This is a genomic window from Janthinobacterium sp. SUN137 (genome assembly GCF_030587265.1).
Classification (GTDB): Bacteria; Pseudomonadota; Gammaproteobacteria; order Burkholderiales; family Burkholderiaceae_D; genus Janthinobacterium; species Janthinobacterium kumbetense.
The window spans coordinates 1,390,233-1,407,559 of sequence record NZ_JAPWHZ010000001.1; the positions used below are offsets into that span (position 1 = coordinate 1,390,233).

Consider the following 17,327-nt stretch of genomic DNA (forward strand, 5'->3'; position numbering starts at 1 on the left):
TCGTGCTATCAGGAGAAGATCTTCGGGCGCTGGTCGACCACGCGGCGGGCCTTGCCCGTCAAGGTGCGTTCGATGCCGGCCGCGGCCACCAGGCGCACGCGCGTGCTCACACCCACGTGCGTCTTGATACGGTGTTCCAGCTCGCGCGCCAGCGCGTCCGTTTCGCTGGCCGAGATCGTGGACGTCAGGTCGATGCGCAATTCAGCCACCACTTCCAGCTTGTCGAGGTGGCCGTCGCGCGTGACCACCAGCTGGTATTGCGGCGCCAGCTTCGGCATTTTCAGGATCAGCTCTTCGATCTGCGTAGGGAAGACGTTCACGCCGCGGATGATCAGCATGTCGTCCGAGCGGCCCGTGATCTTGCCGATGCGGCGCATGGAACGCGACGTCGGCGGCAGCAAGCGGGTCAGGTCGCGTGTGCGGTAGCGGATGATGGGCAGCGCTTCCTTCGACAGCGAGGTAAACACCAGCTCGCCCTCTTCGCCGTCCGGCAGCACTTCGCCCGTTTCCGGATCGATGATCTCCGGGTAAAAATGGTCTTCCCATATGACGGGACCGTCCTTGCTCTCGATGCATTCGGACGCCACGCCCGGGCCCATCACTTCGGACAGGCCGTAGATATCGACGGCGTCGATGCCGGCACGCGCCTCGATTTCCGAGCGCATGGCGTCCGTCCATGGCTCGGCGCCGAAGATGCCCACCTTCAGCGAGGACTCGGCCGGGTCCAGACCCTGGCGCGTGAATTCCTCGATGATGTTGAGCATATACGATGGCGTGACCATGATGATCGATGGCTTGAAATCCTGGATCAGCTGCACCTGCTTTTCCGTCTGCCCGCCGGACATCGGAATGACCGTGCAACCCAGGCGCTCGGCGCCATAATGCGCGCCGAGGCCGCCCGTGAACAGGCCGTAGCCGTAGGAGATATGCACCATGTCGCCCGCGCGGCCGCCGCCGGCGCGGATCGAGCGCGCCACCACGTTGGCCCAGGTATCGATATCGTTCTGCGTGTAGCCGACCACCGTGGCCTTGCCCGTGGTGCCGCTGGATGCATGGATGCGCACCACTTGCTCGCGCGGCACGGCGAACAGGCCAAACGGGTAATTGTCGCGCAAGACCTTTTTATCGGTGAACGGGAATTTGGCCAGGTCGGACAGGGATTTCAGGTCGTCCGGATGCACGCCCGCTTCGTCAAAAGCGGCGCGGTAATGGGGCACGTTGTCATACGCGTGCTTGAGCGTCCATTTCATGCGTTCGAGCTGTAGCGCCTGCAGTTCATCCTTGCTGGCGCGCTCGATCGGCTCGAGGTCATTCGGGGAAGGTGTACGTTGGACCATCTCTGTCTCCTGATTCGGTTCTATAACTATGTAATTCGTTCCGGCAGTTCAAGCCTGCTCTTGTAACTTCAATTGCTGATGACTTCACCCGCCACGCGAATCGACTTGCCACGGAAGAGCGCGATGGCACGCCCGTCCTGGTTGCTCACCTTGACGTCATAGACGCCACTCTTGCCGGCCAGCGCCTGTTCGACGGCGTGCGCCGTCAGCATGTCGCCTTCGCGGCCCGGTGCCAGGTAATCGATGGTGCAGCCGGCGCCCACGGTGTTCAGGTTGTAGCTGTTGCAGGCAAACGCGAAAGCGCTGTCGGCCAGGGCAAAGATAAAACCGCCATGGCAAGTCTGGTGGCCATTGAGCATGTCTGCGCGCACCGTCATCGTCATGCGCGCATGGCCGGGGCCCACGTCGGCCAGGGCCATGCCCATGGCGGCGGTGGCGTTATCGCGCGACAGCATGGAGGCGGCGGCCGCTTCGGCCAAAGCCTGGGCGGCGTGGATATGGTCTTCCTTATGCATGAAACTGTGCTCCATTGGCGAGTTTGCGGCGCAGCAGCGGCGAGACGCGGTAACGGTCCTCGCCATAGCCCTGCGCCAGGTGGTGCAGCACGGTCACGATGTGCTGGACGCCGACGGCATCGGCCCAGGCCAGCGGTCCGCACGGATAGTTGACGCCCTTCTGCATGGCGATATCGACGGCAGCCACCGTGCACACGCCCTGGTTGACGGCGTCGGCCGCCTCGTTGGCCAGCATGGCCACCGTGCGCATGACGGCCAGGCCAGGCACGTCGTCCAGGCGCGTGACGATGAAACCGGCCGCCTGGAAGAGGCCAACGACGGCCGCGTAGGCCGCATCGCTGCACTGGTCGGCGCGGGCCACGGCGATGCGCTTGGCATTGGCGTAATCGAGCGCCAGGTCAAACAGCACCGTGTCCGGATGCTGGTTGTCGTGCGCGCGCTGGGTGGCACTGCGGCCATCGGTCAGATAAATCGCGGCGCCATGGCAATGCAGGGCGGGCGCCTCGTCATGCGACTGGCCTTCCTGCGTCACGCGGCGGCTGACGGTGATGCCGGCCTGCTCCAGGCGCTGCACCAGACTGCGGATGATGCCGCTGTGGCCACGGCCATCGCCGCCGATGGCGGCCGACAGGGCAACGAATTCCGGCTTCGCTTGCGCGCCTTCCGCCTGCGCCACGGGGGCAGCGGCCCCTTCGCCGTACAGGTAAAAACCCCGGCCCGATTTGCGGCCGAGGAAACCGGCATTGACCATTTCCTGCTGCAGCACGGACGGCGTGAAGCGCGGGTCGTTGAAATAGGCGCCGAACACGGATTGCGTGACGGAGAAATTGACGTCATGGCCGATCAGGTCCATCAGCTCGAATGGGCCCATGCGGAAACCGCCCGCTTCGCGCAGCACGGCATCGATGGTGGCGGCGTCGCCCGCCTGTTCGTTCAGCAGGCGCCAGCCTTCCGCATAGAAGGGACGGGCGACACGGTTGACGATGAAGCCGGGAGTCGATTTTGCATGCACTGGGTTCTTGCCCCAGGCAATCGACGTGTCATACACGGTGGCGGCCACTTTCTCGCTGGTGGCCAGCCCGCTGATCACTTCGACCAGCGCCATCAGGGGCACAGGATTAAAGAAGTGCATGCCGACCAGGCGTTCCGGACGGCGCAGCTTGGCCGCGATGGCCGTAACGGAAATCGACGAGGTGTTCGTCGCCAGGATGCAGTCGTCACCAACCAGCACTTCGAGTTCGGCGAACAGGCCGCGCTTGACGTCGAGGTTTTCCACGATGGCCTCCACTACCAGGGCAGCATCTGCCACATCAGCCAGGCTGCCGGCCGCCTGCAGGCGCGCCGTGGCGGCCGCGGCTTCGTCGGGCGTCATACGGCCCTTTTCAGCCATCTTCGCATACATCTTGCCAATGTCGGCCAGCGCCTTGCTGACGGCGTCAAAGCGCGTGTCATACAGCTTGACCCGGTAACCGGCGGCGGCCGCCACCTGCGCGATGCCGGCGCCCATGGCGCCGCTGCCGATGACGGCGACGATACTGTTGTTGTCCAGAGCTGCCATATCAATGTCCCTTGAATTGCGGTGCGCGCTTTTCCATGAAGGCGGCCACGCCTTCGCGGTAATCGTCGCTGTTACCGAGATCGCTCATCATGCGCGCTTCCAGCGCAAGCTGCTGCGGCAGAGTATTCGCACCGCTGGCGGCCAGCGCCTGCTTGGTATAGGCCAGGCCCTTGGTGGGGGCTGTGGAAAAGTGCACGGCCAGCTTGCGCGTTTCGTCGGCCAGCTGGGCATCCTCGACGCATTTCCAGATCAAACCCCAGTCTTCCGCTTTTTCTGCCGTCAGCTTCTCGCCGAGCATGGCCAGGCCCATGGCGCGCGCGGAACCGATCAGGCGTGGCAGGAAGAAGGTGCCGCCCGTATCCGGGATCAGGCCCAGCTTGCAGAATACTTCCACGAAACTGGCCGACTTGCCGGCAATGACAATGTCGCAAGCCAGCGCCAGGTTGGCGCCCGCGCCGGCGGCTACGCCGTTGACGGCGCAGATCACGGGCATCGGCAAGGCTTTCAAGGCCAGCACCAGCGGCGCATAGTTCTTTTCCACCGACTCGCCCAGGTCCACGCCCTTCGAACCCGGTTCCACGGCGCGGTCGGACAAATCCTGGCCCGCGCAAAAGCCGCGGCCCGCACCCGTCAGCACGAAGACGCGCACGGCGCTGTCCGCATTGACTTTGGCAATAGCGTCGCGCACTTCCTCGTGCATGGCTTGCGTAAAACTATTCAGTTTGTCGGGACGGTTCAGGGTGAGCGTGGCGATGCCCTGCTCGATGGTGAAGAGGATGTTTTGGTAGGTCATGGTGTCTCGCTATTTTAGTTATCAACCCACAGCGGAAATCTGGGGTCAGACCCGTCGGGTCTGACCCCGGCAGTGGCAGTTGGGTTATTCGGCTTGGTCAAAGTCCACCACGACTTTGTCAGTAACCGGAAAACTCTGGCAACTGAGGACAAAGCCGCGCGCCACTTCGTAATCTTCCAGCGCATAGTTGACGTCCATTTCAACCTTGCCGTCGAGGATCTTGCAGCGGCAGGTCGAGCACACGCCGCCCTTGCACGAATAGCGCATGTCGATGCCCTGCCGCAGGCCCGCGTCGAGGATGGATTCCTTGTCCTTGTCCATCGTGAAGGTGGTGTGGTTACCATCCAGGATGACGGTCACTTCCGTTTCCTGCACGGCGTCCGTCGCCAGCTGGGCGCGCGGCTTGTGGGCGTTTTTCGGAATGCTGGCGGCGAACAGCTCGATCTTGATATTCTGCTTGGGCATACCGGCTGCCTGCAAGGCAGCGGAGACGCCCAGCATCATGTCTTCCGGGCCGCAGATGAAGGCGTTGTCGTAGTCTTCGATCTTGATCCAGTACTGCAGGAACTGCTCGCATTTTTCCTGCGTGATGCGGCCGTTGAACAGTTCGATGTCCTGCTGTTCGCGGCTCATCACGTAGACCAGGTTCAAACGCTCCAGGTACACATCCTTCAAGTCCGTCAATTCTTCCTTGAAGATGACGGACGACGAAGCGCGGTTACCGTAGAACAGGGTGAAACGGCTCAGGGGCTCCGTCAGCAGTGTCGTCTTGATGATGGAGAGGATGGGCGTGATGCCGCTGCCGGCCGCGAACGCCAGGTAATGCTTGCGGTTGACGCAGTCGAGCGGCACGTTGAAGTGGCCCATCGGTGGCATCACCTCGATGGTGGCGCCGGCTTTCAGGGTGTCGTTCGCCCAGGTAGAGAAAGCGCCGCCCGGCGTGCGCTTGATGGCCACGCGCAGGGTGCCATCCTGCACCGCCGAACAGATGGAATACGAGCGACGCACGTCTTCCGCATTGATATGGGCGCGCAGGGTCAGGTGCTGGCCCTGCTGGAAGCGGAACTGCTGCTGCAATTCGGCCGGCACGTCGAACGTGACGGCGATGGTGTCGCGCGTTTCATTGCGCACGTTGGCCACGCACAGCGGATAAAATTTACTCATGCTTCATCTCCAGTTTCTTCGGAACGTGTGCCTGATTTTTTTAGTGGCACTTGAAGTAGTCAAACGGTTCGCGGCAATCCAGGCATTTGTACAGGGCCTTGCACGGCGTGGAGCCGAACTGGCTGGTCAGCTGCGTATGCGTGGAACCGCAATTCGGGCAAATCACGTCCAGTTTCGGCGTCGCCTGGCGCTTGACGCCACCACGTAAACCGCTGATGTCGATCACCTGCTGCTGCGGCGGAGCGATGCCATAGCCTTTCAGCTTGGCCTTGCCCGTCTCGCTCATCCAGTCCGTCGTCCAGGCGGGCGCCAGCTGGTTCACCAGCGTCACCTTGTCCACGCCATGGCTGCGCAAGGCATCCGTGACGGCGTCGGCGATCACCTGCATGGCAGGGCAGCCCGAATACGTGGGCGTGATCGTCACGGTACAGGCGTCGCCGCCGGTGACTTCGACGGCGCGCACGATGCCCAGGTCCACCACCGAAATGACGGGGATTTCCGGGTCCGGCACGTCGCCCAGCCAGGCCCAGACCTGGGCGGCGTCCAGCGCTGCCGCGGCAGTGTTCATTACCACTCCGCCCCGGGATAGGCGCGCTGCAGGAACTGCATCTCGGCCAGGATAAAACCCAGGTGCTCCGTGTGCGTGCCCTGCTTGCCGCCTTTTTGCATCCAGGCGTCGGGCGCCGGCATGCTCAAGGTGGCTTCGGCGAAGATCTCGGCCACGTGTTCCAGAAACGCCTGACGCAGGATGTCGGATGGCGGCGCGATGCCGGCGGCCACCATGGCCTGGTCGACGGCGTCATACTTGAACATCTCGCCCGTGTACATCCACAGCTTGTCGGCGGCGGCCTGCGTTTTCGCGTGGCTGTCCGCCGTGCCGTCGCCGAGGCGCACGACGAGATCGCCGCTGCGGCGCAGGTGATAGGTCACTTCCTTGATCGACTTTTGCGCCACCTCGACGATGCGCGCATCCGTCGATTTCGTCAGTTCCAGCAGCTGGAAGTAGTGCCAGCTGTCGAAGAAGAACTGGCGCATCATCGTGTCGGCGTAATTGCCGTTCGGCTGCTCGACCAGCAGACAATTCTTGAAATCGTGGGCATCGCGCAGGAAGGCGATGTCGTCCTCGTCGCGGCCCGCGTTTTCCAGCTCGGCCGCATAGCTGAACCACAAACGCGTCTGGCCCAGCAGGTCCAGCGCCACGTTGGTCAGCGCCATGTCCTCTTCCAGCGCGGGACCCTTGCCGCACAGCTGCGACAGCTGCTGACTGAGGATCAGGGCGTTGTCGCCCAGGCGCAGAAGGTAATTGACCTTGTCATCCATTGCAGGCGCTCCCATCACAGATTCTTGACTTCTTCCGGCATCGGGAAGAAGGTGGGATGGCGGTACACCTTGCTGTTCGATGGCTCGAACAGGGCGCCCTTGTCGCCGGGGCTGCTGGCGACGATATCGGCCGCGCGCACCACCCAGATGCTCACGCCTTCATTGCGGCGCGTGTAGACGTCGCGCGCATGGTTGACCGCCATGGTGGCGTCGGAAGCGTGCAGGCTGCCCACATGCTTGTGCGCCAGGCCGTGCTGGCTGCGGATGAAAACTTCCCACAAAGGCCATTCTTTGCTCATGTTGCTATCCCCTTTTATAGATGTTTTCAGGCTGCCGCTTTGCTAGCGGCTTGCTTGTCGGCGTAGGCGACCAAGGCATCGCGGAACCATTCGCCGTCTTCATACGCTTTCACGCGCGTTTGCAGGCGTTCGCGGTTGCACGGGCCATTGCCCTTCAAGACATTGTTGAACTCGGACCAGTCGATCTCGCCGAATTCATAATGGCCCGTTTCCGCATTGAACTTCAGGTCGGGATCGGGCACGGTCAGGCCCAGGTATTCGATTTGCGGCACGGTCTGGTCGACCATGCGCTGGCGCAATTCGTCGTTCGAGAACAGCTTGATGCGCCATTGCGCCGACTGGGCGCTGTTGACGGAAGCGGCGTCCGATGGACCGAACATCATCAGCGACGGCCACCACCAGCGGTTCAGCGCATCCTGCGCCATGGCTTTCTGCGCGGGCGTGCCCTTGCACAGCGACATCATGATGTCGTAGCCCTGGCGCGCATGGAACGATTCTTCCTTGCAGACGCGGATCATGGCGCGCGCATACGGGCCGTACGAGCAGCGGCACAGGGGAATCTGGTTGATGATGGCGGAGCCGTCGACCAGCCAGCCGATGGCGCCCATGTCGGCCCACGACAGGGTCGGATAGTTAAAGATGCTGGAATACTTGGCTTTGCCCGAATGCAAGGCGGCCAGCAAGTCGTCGCGCGACACGCCCAAGGTTTCCGCGGCGCTATACAGGTACAGGCCGTGGCCGGCTTCGTCCTGGATCTTCGCCAGCAGGATCGATTTACGTTTCAGGGTGGGCGCACGCGTGACCCAATTACCTTCAGGCAATTGGCCGACGATTTCCGAGTGCGCGTGCTGCGAAATCTGGCGGATCAGGGTCTTGCGGTAAGCGTCCGGCATCCAGTCCTTGGCCTCGATCTTGATGCCTTCGTCGATGCGCGCCTGGAAAGCGCGCTCTTCTTGACCCATGTCGTCGAGGGAACGGACGTTCTTGAGGCCGGTTTCAACCATTTGTGCGTACATGATCTGTCTCCCATGTCTTTGATTTTGCGCAGCAACGCGGTGCGATGAACAGATAATACGATACAAAAAACGATTTGCATACACTTGATATGAATCATTTTAAAAAATCGTATCTTGTGCAGCTTTTTTGTGCGTATGATATTGCTTATGAGAAAACACTGCGAAGCGCCACCAGCGCTTCCGGCAAATTATTGCCGCGCTACCCGCGCAGCCAAGTAAACTGCTGCTTTTATTGAACCGACCGCAACACGGCCAGACCGGAACCACATGAAGAACACCCGCTGCACGGCATGGATAGCCGATTTCCTGGAAAGCGACCCACCGCGCTCGAAGTCCCTGGTGATGACCATCTTTGGCGACGCCATCGTGCCGCGCGGCGGCGCCATCTGGCTGGGCAGCCTGATCGAACTGCTGGCGCCGTTTGGCGTGAATGACCGTTTATTGCGCACCAGCGTGTTCCGCCTGGCGCAGGAAGGCTGGCTCAGCTCGCAGCGCGACGGCCGCCGCAGCGCCTATACGATACGTCCGGAGGCGCTGGCCCGCTTCGAGCGCGCCTATCGCCGCATCTATGCACCGCTGGTCGTGCACTGGGATGGCAGCTGGACCCTGGTGATCGGGCCGGCCGGCAGCATCGGCGCCACCGAGCGGGGGGCGCTGCGCAAGGAATTATTGTGGGCTGGCTATGGCTTGATCTCGCCTGGCATCTTTGGCCACCCGGCCAGCAATACGGAGGCGCTGGAAGATATCCTCGTGCGCAATGAAGTGCAGGGCAAGCTGTATGTCTGCCACACCACGGAATTGCCGGGCGTCAGCACGCGTCCCCTGCGCGACATGGTGGGCGACTGCTGGGATTTATCGGAAGTCATAGCCGGCTACCAAAAATTCATCGCCAGTTTCCAACCACTGCTGACCTTGCTGCAAGAAGCACCCGTGTTCGATGCGGAGCAAGCGTTCGTCATCCGCTCGCTGCTGACGCACGCCTACCGCCGCGTGCAACTGCACGACCCGCAACTGCCCGTCGAGCTGCTGCCCGAACCGTGGCCCGGCACGCAGGCGTATGCGCTGGCCCGCGACCTGTACCGCATCACGTACGCGGCGGCCGAGGAACATATCCTGGCCACCTTGCGGCGCGAAGATGCGCAGGCGCCCGATGTGGAGCCGTGGTTCTACGAACGTTTTGGCGGCCTGAACACCTGATAAAACGTCCATGACGATGTTGCAGGGTCTGGGCGTCCGTTCGTACCGCCTGCGGCCCTGCGCCAGGCCCTGGCCATTTTTCAGGCGCTCAGGAATACGTCCGAGCCTGCGCTCACTGTTTTGCTACCACCTGTTTCGCCCCTGCCAATAAATCCTGTCCCAGCTTTTCCAGCGCATTGGCCTGTACCAGCATGGTGTCGAGGATGGCGACGTTGAAGGTGAATTCGGCCGGCGTCGTATAGCCGGGGAAACGTATGATGCGCAGCAATTCCTGCAAGGTCGTGCCCTTGCCCAGGTGCGCCAGGGCGTCGCTGAGGGCGCTGATTTTCTTTTCCAGTTCGCGTATGTGTTTGCCGTTGTCATCCATGATGGCCTCCCCGTGTCGGAGCTATCACGTTAGCAAAGCGCGTCCGTCATCGTTTGCGCCAGCACAAAGTCCACCGCAAAACAGGTATCATCGCGCCATTGCACACGATGCAAAACCCATACGTTTTTATCAGGAACACACATGACCATTAAAATCAGCCAGCAATTCGACGCCGGCGCGATCGAGGTGCTGCGCGCCGACGATGCCCAATCCATCGAGCTGAACATCCGCAAGGATTCCCACGCCGACATCACGCAGTGGTTTTACTTCCGCCTGCAAGGCGCGCAAGGCGAGGCGTGCACGATCCGCTTCATGAACGCAGGCAAGTCGGCCTACCCGGACGGCTGGAAAGATTACCAGGCCGTGGCCAGCTACGACCGCGAAACCTGGTTCCGCGTACCGACCAGCTTTGACGGCACGGTGATGACCATCGAACACACGCCGGAAGAGGAAAGCGTGTACTACGCCTACTTCGAGCCGTACCCATGGGACCGCCACCTGGCCCTGATCGACAGCGCGCAAGCGTCGCCGCTGGTGCGCTTGATCGACCTGGGTAGCACCGTGGAAGGCCGCGACATGAATCTGCTGGTGGTCGGCGACGCCGATGCCGAAAAGAAAGTCTGGGTCATCGCGCGCCAGCATCCAGGTGAAACGATGGCCGAATGGTTTGTCGAAGGCATGCTCGAAGCCTTGCTGGACCAGGCCAATCCATTTGCCCGCCAGTGCCTGCAAGACGCCGTCTTCTACGTGGTGCCGAACATGAACCCGGACGGTTCCGTGCATGGCAACCTGCGCACCAACGCAGCCGGCGCCAACCTGAACCGCGAATGGATGACGCCGACGATGGAGCGCAGCCCGGAAGTGTTCCTGGTAAAACAGAAAATGCATGAAATCGGCTGCGACCTGTTCCTCGACGTGCATGGCGACGAAGGTTTGCCTTACGTCTTCGTGGCCGGCAGCGATGCGCTGGAAAATTTCACGCCAGCACAGAAGGCCGAACAAGACCGCTTCATCGCCGACTTCAAGGTGGCCAGCCCTGACTTCCAGGATGAGCACGGCTACGAAGACGGCCCGTTCACGCCGGAAGTACTGACCATGGGTTCGCCCCACATCACCCACGCCTTCGGCTGCCTGTCGCTGACCCTGGAATTGCCGTTCAAGGACAATGCCAACGATCCCGACCCGCAAACGGGCTGGAGCGGCGCCCGCAGCGCCGCCCTGGGCGCGGCCGTGCTGCAGCCTATCCTGTCCACCTTGCGCGCCTGAGCCGCGCATGAAACTGGCCCGCCACGCATGACGTGACGGGCTTGGCCGGCGGTTACTCTGCCGCCGGCTGTTTTCCGCTCCCCGTCTTGCGCAGCGCAGCATCGCTAATCGTTGCCACGCCAGCCATTGCTGCCTATACTGGGCGCAGCATTGCCTGTCTCCCCCTTGCCGACAACCATCCCGCATATGACCATCAAAGACCAGCCATGCGCTGAGGCGCGATTTTCACCGACCCGACTTGCACACGTGTGCACATTCTTGTTTCTTGGCTTGCACGGCATGCCAGGCACAGCGGCCGAACTCAGCCCTGCCGCGCAGCTGGGGCGGCGCATCTTCCACGATGCCAGCCTGTCCGCCTCGGGCAGGCAGTCGTGCGCCAGTTGCCATGACCCAGCCCACGCCTACGCGCCCGGCAACAAGCTGGCCGTGCAACTGGGCGGCGCCGATGGCCAGGCGCACGGCTACCGCGCCACGCCATCGCTGCGCTACCTGGAACACACGCCGCCCTTCCGCTTTGATGAGGAAGGCGCCCCCAACGGCGGCATCAACCGCGACGGCCGCGCCGCCAGCCTGGCAGAACAGGCGGAACGGCCGTTCCTGGCAGCGCACGAAATGGCCAATGCCAGCACGGATGTGGTGGTGGAACGGTTGCGCAACGGCAACTATGCGGACGCATTCCGGCGCGTCTTTGGCGACGCCATCTTTGCGCAACCACAACAGGCATTCAGCCGCATCACGTATGCTTTGCAGCAATTCCAGCAGGAAGAGCCGGATTTTCACCGCTACGATTCCAAATATGACCTGTACCTGGCCAACAAGGTTCCCCTGGAGCTGGCCGAATTGCGGGGCTTGGCCCTGTTCAACGATGAACGCAAGGGCAATTGCGCCGCTTGCCACCCCAGCGTGCGGGGCGAACATGGCGCGCCGCCCCTGTTTACGGACTTCAGTTTCGACAATCTGGGCGTGCCGCGCAATATGCGCATTCCCGCCACGGCCGACCCGGCCTATTTCGACCTGGGCTTGTGCGGTCCCGACCGTATGGACCTGGCGGCGAAAGGCGAACTATGCGGCGCCTTCAAGGTGCCCAGCCTGCGCAATGTGGCCACACGCCAGGTGTTTTTTCATAACGGCGTGTTCGACAACCTGACGGATGCCCTGCGTTTTTATGTGCGGCGCGATACGCATCCGCAAGAATGGTATCCGCGCGACAAGCGAGGAAAAGTGCAGAAATTCAATGACATACCTGCCAGATACCGCGCCAACGTGAACGTCAAGGAAGCGCCGTTCGACCGCAAGCGCGGCATGGCGCCGGCGCTGACGGCGGGCGAGATCGAGGATATGGTGAAGTTCCTGGCCACCCTGACGGATGGCTATCAAGTCCAGCAGTAAAGCGTGGCACGCCCGCCCGGCGTTGTCGCGCTTGCCATTCAGGCGCTCAGCCGCCCGCCACCACCATGCTCTCGATGAGAATGGACCCCGTCTGTTTGGTGCCGCGGCGCAGTTCGTCGGCGCCCACGGCCACGATGTTGCGCAGCATGTCCTTCATGTTGCCGGCGATGGTGATTTCTTCCACCGGATACTGGATCACGCCATTTTCCACCCAGAAACCGGATGCGCCGCGCGAATAGTCGCCCGTCACGTAATTGGTTCCTTGTCCCATCAGTTCCGTCACCAGCAAGCCCGTGCCCAGCTTTTTCAGCATGGCACTAAAATCGTCGCTGGCGGCCGTCAGGTTCGACGTCAGATACAGATTATGCGAACCGCCCGCGTTGCCCGTCGTCTGCATGCCCAGCTTGCGGGCCGTGTAGGTCGACAGGAAATAGCCTTGCACCACGCCATCCTTGACGACGTCGCGGCTGACGGTTTTCACGCCCTCTTCGTCGAACGGCGCCGAACCGACGCCGCCGATCACGTGCGGGTCTTCGAAGATCTGCACGTGCGACGGCAGCACTTGCGTGCCCAGGGAATCGTTCAGGAAAGTGGATTTGCGGTACAGGGCGCCGCCCGAGGTCGCTTGCACATAGGTACCCAGCAAACCGGCCGCCAGCGGTGCCTCGAACAGCACGGGACAAGTGCGCGTGCCCAGTTTGCGCGCGTTCAGGCGCGACAGGGCGCGCTCGGCGGCATAGCGACCGATGGCTTCCGGGCTCGACATTTTGGAGGCGTCGCGCACGGACGAATACCAGTCGTCGCGCTGCATCTTCGCGCCCTTGCCGGCGATGGGCGCCACGGACAGGGTGTGGCGTGAAAACGGGTAGCCGCCGATGAAGCCGCGCGAATTGGCGGAAACAAAGTGCGATTGCTGCACGTGCACGCTGGCTCCCTCGCTGTTCGTGATGCGCGGGTCGACGGCAAACGCGGCCGCTTCAGCCCGCTGGACCAGGGCGACGGCTTCCTCGGTGGAAATGAGCCAGCGATAGAACAATTGCAAGTCGCGGGGGGACATTTCCAGCATATCCGTGTCGGCCAGGCCCGCGCAATCGTCCTCGGCCGTGAAGCGGGCGATGTTGTAGGCGGCGTCCACCGTGGCGCGCAGGGCGGACGGCGAGAAGTCGGAGGTGCTGGCATTGCCGCGCTTCTTGCCGACAAACACGGTCACGCCCATGCCCTTGTCCTTGTTTTGCTCGATCGTCTCGATCTTGCCTTTTCGTACAGAAACGGACAAGCCGCCGCCTTCGCTGACTTCGACGGCTGCGTCGGTGCCGCCCGCTTCCCGCGCAAAAGACAACACATCACGGGCTAGTTGCTGCAATTGCTCTTGACTATGGGTAAATACGGAGTCGTTCATGCGCTGTTTTCTTCGGAAAGCCGCTAAAAAGGTTATCATAGCAGTCGTTTACAGTTTACAGGTGCGGCCTACGCGGCCAATCCCGCCTTATCATGCCAAATCCAAACCGGGGAGCTTGCGGCTTCCAATCCACCGAATTCGAACAGGAATATGAACGTCCTTCGAAGTCGGAACTCAAGCGCCAGATGACCGTCCTGCAAAAGCTGGGCGAAGAACTCGTCAATGAGGCACGCGACCGCGTCAAGCGCGTCCCGATGCCGGAAGACGTGCGCGACGCCATTCTCGAATGCCAGCAAATCAAGGATCACGAAGGCCGCCGCCGCCAGCTGCAATACGTGGGCAAGAAGATGCGCACCCTGGATGAAGACGAAGTTGCCGCCATCCAACGCACCATCGATAGCTGGAAAGGCTTGTCGAAAGCCGACACGGCCAATATGCACGCGATGGAACGCCGCCGCGACAAACTCTTGACGGACGACAAGGCCCTGACCGTCTTGCTGTCGGAAAATCCGGAACTGGACGTGCAGCACCTGCGCACCCTGATCCGCAATGCCCGCAAGGAGCAAGCCGAGAACAAGCCGCCGAAGGCCTACCGTGAAATCTTCCAGATCTTGAAAGAGATCGCCAAGAAGCAAAATGGCGGCAAGAAAGATGCCGACGAAGATGACGCAGAAGCGGAAGACGACGAGTAATTGACCGTCCCAAACGCAAGGATGGACAAAAAACCGGGATAATCCCGGTTTTATTGTTTTTAAGACACTCCAGACTTTTATAGGTGACCGATGTCCACCACTCTCGAAGACGAATTGATTATCGGCCTCGTGTCGATCTCGGACCGCGCCAGCGGCGGCGTGTATGAAGACCTGGGCATCCCCGCCCTGGAAAGCTGGCTGTCCGCCGCCATCCGCACGCCTTTCCGCCTGGAAAAACGCCTGATCCCGGACGAGCGCTCGCAAATTGAAAACACCCTGATCGACATGGTCGACCTCAGTCACTGCCATCTGATCCTGACGACGGGCGGCACGGGTCCGGCGCGGCGCGATGTGACGCCGGACGCCACCTTGTCCGTCGGGACCAAGGAAATGCCAGGTTTCGGCGAACAGATGCGCCAGATCAGCCTGCAATTCGTGCCGACGGCCATTTTGTCGCGCCAGGTGGCCGTGATCCGCGAGACGCCCGAGCGCGCCGCCCTGATCATGAACTTGCCGGGCCAGCCGAAAGCCATCAAGGAAACCCTGGAAGGCTTGAAGGATGTTGATGGAAATCAATTGGTGAACGGCATCTTTGCCGCCGTGCCCTATTGCATCGATCTCATCGGAGGCCCTTACATGGAAACCGACCCGGCCATCTGCAAGGCCTTCCGTCCCAAATCGGCGCTGCGTCCGGCGCAATCACTACCAGAGGAAAATACATGAGCACTTTGCTGGAAACCATCGAACTCGACAGCGCACCGAACCCCACCGTATCCATCATCTGGATGCATGGCCTGGGCGCCGACGGCAACGACTTCGTTCCCCTGGTGAAAGAACTCGACCTGCGCGGCTGCCCCGCCATCCGCTTCATCTTCCCCAGCGCCGGCACCATGCCCGTCACCATCAACAACGGCTATGTGATGCGCGCCTGGTACGACATCCTCGTGAGCGACCTCGTACGCCGCGAAGATGAGGGCGGCTTGCGCGCCTCGCAGCTGCAGATCGAAGCGCTGATCGCGCGCGAAAAGGCGCGCGGCATTCCCGCCAGCCGCATCATCCTGGCCGGCTTCTCGCAAGGCTGCGCCATGACCCTGCAAACGGGCTTGCGCCATGCGGAACCGCTGGCCGGCCTGATGTGCCTGTCCGGCTATCTGCCGCTGGCCGACAAGACGGCTCTGGAACGCACGCCGGCCAGCCTGCAGACGCCGATCTTCATGGCGCACGGCACGGCCGACCCCGTGGTGCAGATCAACCGCGCGCAACAGTCGCGCGACTTGCTCACCGGCATGGGTTACAAGGTGGAATGGCACGAGTACATGATGCAGCACTCGCTGTGCCAGGAAGAAATCGACGCCATCGGCGCGTGGCTGAAGAAAGTATTGGCTTAAAGTAAAACAGGCGCGGTCTGCGCCACGCCTGTTGTCTTGCGGAACGCCGGGAATGATCAGTTTACCGGCGTTTTTTCATTCCAGATTTTCAGCATGTCGGGCGACGCTTCCGAGCGGATGCCATTGTCCGTCAGCACCGATTCCGTCGCTGCCAGCATGTCCTTGCGGGGCACGACGACCATTTCCGCATCGCGCTGCTGGAAGCGGAACGTCAGCAATTCATCCGTCTGGTCGCGCAGCAAGGCCACCAGGTGCGCCAGGCTGCGCACGCGCACGCCATTGACGGAATCGACGACCGAGAAGAAACGGGTACTGTAGCCATTCATCAGCTTGTGCGGGAAGAACGGCGCGGCGATCACCACCAGTTCCTCGCGTTCGCTGTCGGGCGCATCGCCGCGCCGCGTGGCCAGCGGATTGCCGGCAAACGCCATGCCGCCCAACATCGCCGGGTTGCCATTCGGCGCCGCCATGAATTCCGTGCTGGCGCGCGAAAACACCATCGGACCGAAGATGAAATAGGATGGGTAATTGCCCTGCAAGCCGCTGATGAGCATCGGGTGCGCCGCCGAGACGGGCACCTTGATTTTCAGGGGCGCGCCCTGGCGCACCACCGTCAACGGCAACTGGCCGTCTTTCGCCAGCTGCTGTACCCGGTACTGGAAGCGCACGCGGCTGTTGGCATTCAGCTTGACCATGCCCTGGTTGTCAATGGGAAAATCGCCGATATGCGTGATGACATCCCACTCCTTGAGCGGATAGGCGGCATCCTTGCTGGCCGGCGTCATCACGACGGCGCCTTCGACACCCTTGGCCAGCTTCAGATACGTGCGCAGCGCGGGATTTTCCAGCGTTTGCGTCACGTCACGCATGGCCGGCTTGCCCTTGGGCGCGCCACTGTCCTGGTCGCGCAGAAACAGTTCGATTTCCTCGTTGGGGATGATGTAGCCGATGTTTTGCGCATTGAGCATGCCGGCAAAGGCCAGGCCGATCATCTTGTCGCCGGCAATCACGGGGCCGCCGCTATTGCCCGGATTGATGGCCGCATCGATCTGGATGCGCAGGCCGGACACGGGGAAGTTGTAGCGCACGAATTCGATGCGCGAAACGATGCCCTTGGTGATCGACAGCGAGGTGCCGCCCGTCGGATAGCCATACGCCAGCACGGCATCGCGCACGTCCGGCAAGACATTGGCGCGCGGCACCGCTTTATGGCTGGCAAAAAAACTGTCATCGTCAATTTTCAGCAAGGCCAGGTCCATGCCGCGCGAGATGGCCAGCACGGTCGCCGGTATCTTGTCGCCGGCGCCATTCGCCTGGATCTGCACCTGGCTGGCATAGCCGACCACATGCGCATTGGTGAGGATGCGGCGGCCTTCGATGACGACGCCGGAACCCGTCACCTCTTGCGGCGCAGCCTTGCTCCACGGTTTATAGGGATCCGGCCCGCGCAGGGTGGAAAACACCTTGACGACTGAATTCTCCAGGGCGGAAGCGCCGGGGCTGGCGGTTGCAGCGGTCTCGGCGGCAAGCGCGCGCACCGTCATCAGGGGGCAAAAAGAAAGGGCCAGCGCCAGGAAGGCGCGGCCCATCAGGGTGAAGCACGGACGAGTTTTCATTGAGCTTGTTG

The 17,327-nt window shown here is 61.9% G+C and carries 18 protein-coding genes; 6 read left to right on the forward strand and 12 right to left on the reverse strand.

Going from position 1 to position 17,327, the window contains the following annotated elements:
* Positions 1-8: 8 nt before the first annotated feature.
* The 9 genes from paaK to paaA all read right to left on the reverse strand — a co-directional run bounded on the left by paaK (position 9) and on the right by paaA (position 8,002).
* Positions 9-1,337: a phenylacetate--CoA ligase PaaK gene (gene paaK, locus O3298_RS06300; RefSeq protein WP_305058782.1), complete on the reverse strand. Its 1,329-nt coding sequence runs from the start codon at positions 1,335-1,337 to the stop codon at positions 9-11.
* A 68-nt stretch (positions 1,338-1,405) separates the two neighbouring features.
* Positions 1,406-1,852, reverse strand: coding sequence for a hydroxyphenylacetyl-CoA thioesterase PaaI (paaI, locus tag O3298_RS06305; RefSeq protein WP_305058783.1), 447 nt, complete (start codon positions 1,850-1,852; stop codon positions 1,406-1,408).
* Positions 1,845-3,410, reverse strand: coding sequence for a 3-hydroxyacyl-CoA dehydrogenase PaaH (gene paaH / locus O3298_RS06310; RefSeq protein ID WP_305058784.1), 1,566 nt, complete (start codon positions 3,408-3,410; stop codon positions 1,845-1,847). Before paaH ends, paaI begins: the two co-directional genes overlap by 8 nt.
* Before the next feature lies 1 nt (position 3,411).
* Complete coding sequence (gene paaG, locus O3298_RS06315; RefSeq protein ID WP_305058785.1) at positions 3,412-4,203, reverse strand: 2-(1,2-epoxy-1,2-dihydrophenyl)acetyl-CoA isomerase PaaG; 792 nt, start codon at positions 4,201-4,203, stop codon at positions 3,412-3,414.
* 84 nt (positions 4,204-4,287) lie between these two features.
* Positions 4,288-5,367: a 1,2-phenylacetyl-CoA epoxidase subunit PaaE gene (gene paaE, locus O3298_RS06320; protein ID WP_305058786.1), complete on the reverse strand. Its 1,080-nt coding sequence runs from the start codon at positions 5,365-5,367 to the stop codon at positions 4,288-4,290.
* Positions 5,368-5,407: 40 nt separating this feature from the next.
* A complete protein-coding gene (gene paaD, locus O3298_RS06325) occupies positions 5,408-5,935 on the reverse strand; it encodes a 1,2-phenylacetyl-CoA epoxidase subunit PaaD (RefSeq protein ID WP_305058787.1) in 528 nt (175 codons plus the stop codon).
* The gene (paaC, locus tag O3298_RS06330; RefSeq protein ID WP_305058977.1) at positions 5,935-6,687 is read right to left on the reverse strand and encodes a 1,2-phenylacetyl-CoA epoxidase subunit PaaC; all 753 of its coding nucleotides are present in this window, start codon (positions 6,685-6,687) and stop codon (positions 5,935-5,937) included. The genes paaD and paaC overlap by 1 nt, the downstream gene beginning before the upstream one ends.
* 14 nt (positions 6,688-6,701) lie before the next feature.
* A complete protein-coding gene (paaB, locus tag O3298_RS06335) occupies positions 6,702-6,986 on the reverse strand; it encodes a 1,2-phenylacetyl-CoA epoxidase subunit PaaB (protein ID WP_034746356.1) in 285 nt (94 codons plus the stop codon).
* 26 nt (positions 6,987-7,012) lie between these two features.
* Positions 7,013-8,002, reverse strand: a complete 990-nt coding sequence (gene paaA / locus O3298_RS06340) for a 1,2-phenylacetyl-CoA epoxidase subunit PaaA (protein ID WP_077408594.1) — start codon at positions 8,000-8,002, stop codon at positions 7,013-7,015.
* A gap of 267 nt (positions 8,003-8,269) precedes the next feature.
* Here paaA and paaX point away from each other — a divergent pair, with 267 nt between their 5' ends.
* Complete coding sequence (paaX, locus tag O3298_RS06345; RefSeq protein ID WP_305058788.1) at positions 8,270-9,199, forward strand: phenylacetic acid degradation operon negative regulatory protein PaaX; 930 nt, start codon at positions 8,270-8,272, stop codon at positions 9,197-9,199.
* A gap of 112 nt (positions 9,200-9,311) precedes the next feature.
* Here the strand turns inward: paaX and O3298_RS06350 are convergent, their stop codons facing one another.
* Complete coding sequence (locus O3298_RS06350) at positions 9,312-9,566, reverse strand: hypothetical protein (RefSeq protein WP_077408596.1); 255 nt, start codon at positions 9,564-9,566, stop codon at positions 9,312-9,314.
* A gap of 141 nt (positions 9,567-9,707) precedes the next feature.
* On the opposite strand from O3298_RS06350, the gene O3298_RS06355 reads away from it, so the two are divergent.
* Both O3298_RS06355 and O3298_RS06360 read left to right on the forward strand, forming a co-directional pair.
* Positions 9,708-10,832, forward strand: a complete 1,125-nt coding sequence (locus O3298_RS06355; RefSeq protein WP_034746346.1) for a M14-type cytosolic carboxypeptidase — start codon at positions 9,708-9,710, stop codon at positions 10,830-10,832.
* A 279-nt stretch (positions 10,833-11,111) separates the two neighbouring features.
* Positions 11,112-12,221: a cytochrome-c peroxidase gene (locus tag O3298_RS06360; protein WP_305058789.1), complete on the forward strand. Its 1,110-nt coding sequence runs from the start codon at positions 11,112-11,114 to the stop codon at positions 12,219-12,221.
* Positions 12,222-12,267: 46 nt separating this feature from the next.
* Here the strand turns inward: O3298_RS06360 and pmbA are convergent, their stop codons facing one another.
* Positions 12,268-13,620 carry a metalloprotease PmbA gene (gene pmbA / locus O3298_RS06365; protein ID WP_305058790.1) on the reverse strand — a complete coding sequence of 451 codons (1,353 nt, stop codon included), beginning with the start codon at positions 13,618-13,620 and terminating at the stop codon, positions 12,268-12,270.
* Between the two features lie 92 nt (positions 13,621-13,712).
* Between pmbA and yjgA the strand changes: the two genes are divergently transcribed.
* The 3 genes from yjgA to O3298_RS06380 all read left to right on the forward strand — a co-directional run bounded on the left by yjgA (position 13,713) and on the right by O3298_RS06380 (position 15,700).
* On the forward strand, positions 13,713-14,312 hold the full coding sequence (gene yjgA, locus O3298_RS06370) for a ribosome biogenesis factor YjgA (RefSeq protein WP_099666434.1): 600 nt from the start codon (positions 13,713-13,715) through the stop codon (positions 14,310-14,312).
* A gap of 90 nt (positions 14,313-14,402) precedes the next feature.
* Entirely contained in the window at positions 14,403-15,035 is a 633-nt protein-coding gene (gene mog / locus O3298_RS06375) for a molybdopterin adenylyltransferase (RefSeq protein WP_305058791.1), read from the forward strand.
* Positions 15,032-15,700: an alpha/beta hydrolase gene (locus tag O3298_RS06380; RefSeq protein ID WP_289917459.1), complete on the forward strand. Its 669-nt coding sequence runs from the start codon at positions 15,032-15,034 to the stop codon at positions 15,698-15,700. Before mog ends, O3298_RS06380 begins: the two co-directional genes overlap by 4 nt.
* Positions 15,701-15,756: 56 nt before the next feature.
* On the opposite strand, the gene O3298_RS06385 is transcribed toward O3298_RS06380, so the two are convergent.
* Positions 15,757-17,316 (reverse strand): S1C family serine protease, encoded by a 1,560-nt coding sequence (locus O3298_RS06385; RefSeq protein WP_289903398.1) that lies wholly within the window; start codon positions 17,314-17,316, stop codon positions 15,757-15,759.
* Positions 17,317-17,327: the final 11 nt, after the last annotated feature.